1 protein-coding gene is annotated in these 1,125 nt (G+C 66.7%); it reads left to right on the top strand.

Annotated elements, in window-relative coordinates; all coding sequences use genetic code 11:
- Nucleotides 1-201: 201 nt before the first annotated feature.
- On the top strand, nucleotides 202-1,125 hold a 924-nt coding region (locus tag EN780_RS34770), incomplete at its 3' end, for a glutamate--tRNA ligase (protein ID WP_245500220.1).

Genomic DNA, 1,125 nt, shown 5'->3' with positions numbered 1-1,125 from the left:
TCTTGTGTGTCACAGATGTGGATAACGGGGACAGAAAGGGCCTGCGCAACTCCCGGTTCTGCCGGCCGTCGGCAACGACTCGAAGCCGGCGGGGACCATGCCGGCCGACCGGCTTTTCATTTTAGCTGGCTTGCACTATGTCTTGCCCCTCGCGCGGGGGCGCGTCTTGTCAACCGGAAAAGCATCCGCTACGCCCCGCTCATGACAGTCACCGTCCGTTTCGCCCCGTCGCCGACCGGCCGCATCCATATCGGCAATGCGCGCACCGCTCTGTTCAACTGGCTGTTCGCCGCGAACAACAAGGGCCGCTTCATCCAGCGCTTCGACGACACCGATATCGCCCGTTCCAAGCAGGAATTCGCCGATTCCATCCTCTACGACCTGCACTGGCTTGGCATCTTCCCGGACGCCACCGAATACCAGTCGCGGCGCGTCGAGATCTATGACGCCGCCGTCGAGCGTCTGAAGGAGGCGCGCGTCCTCTACGCCTGTTACGAGACGCCGGAAGAGCTCGATCTGCGCCGCAAGGTGCGCCGCACGCGCGGCCTGCCGCCGGTCTATGGCCGCGAGGCGCTGACGCTGACGCCGGAGCAGGTCGCCGAATACCAGTCGGACGGCCGCCGCCCGCACTGGCGCTTCCTGCTGCCGAACTTCACCAGCGATCCGCTGCAGCCGGAGCGCACCGAGATCCACTGGAACGACCTGGTGCGCGGCGAGGAGACCGTCGATCTCGCCTCGCTGTCCGATCCCGTGCTGGTGCGCGAGGACGGCACCTATCTCTACACGCTGCCGTCGGTGGTCGACGACATCGAGATGGGCGTCAGCCACGTCATCCGCGGCGACGACCATGTCACCAACACCGGCGTGCAGATCGCGCTGTTCCAGGCGCTCGGCGCCGCGCCGCCGGTGTTCGGCCACCACAATCTCTTGACCACGGTCTCGGGCGAGGGCCTGTCGAAGCGCACCGGCGCGCTGTCGATCGAAAGCCTGCGCGAGAACGGTATCGAGCCGATGGCGGTCGCCTCGCTGGCGGTGCTCGTCGGCACGTCGGAGAATGTCGCGGCGGCGCACGATTTTGCCGACCTCGCCGGCCCTTTCGATCCGGCCGCGACCTCGAAATCGGCG

The sequence above is a fragment of the Mesorhizobium sp. M4B.F.Ca.ET.089.01.1.1 genome (assembly GCF_004022605.1).
Taxonomy (GTDB): domain Bacteria; phylum Pseudomonadota; class Alphaproteobacteria; order Rhizobiales; family Rhizobiaceae; genus Mesorhizobium; species Mesorhizobium abyssinicae.
The sequence above is the reverse complement of the archived record's forward strand: the minus strand, read 5'-3'. Positions and strand labels throughout refer to the sequence as shown.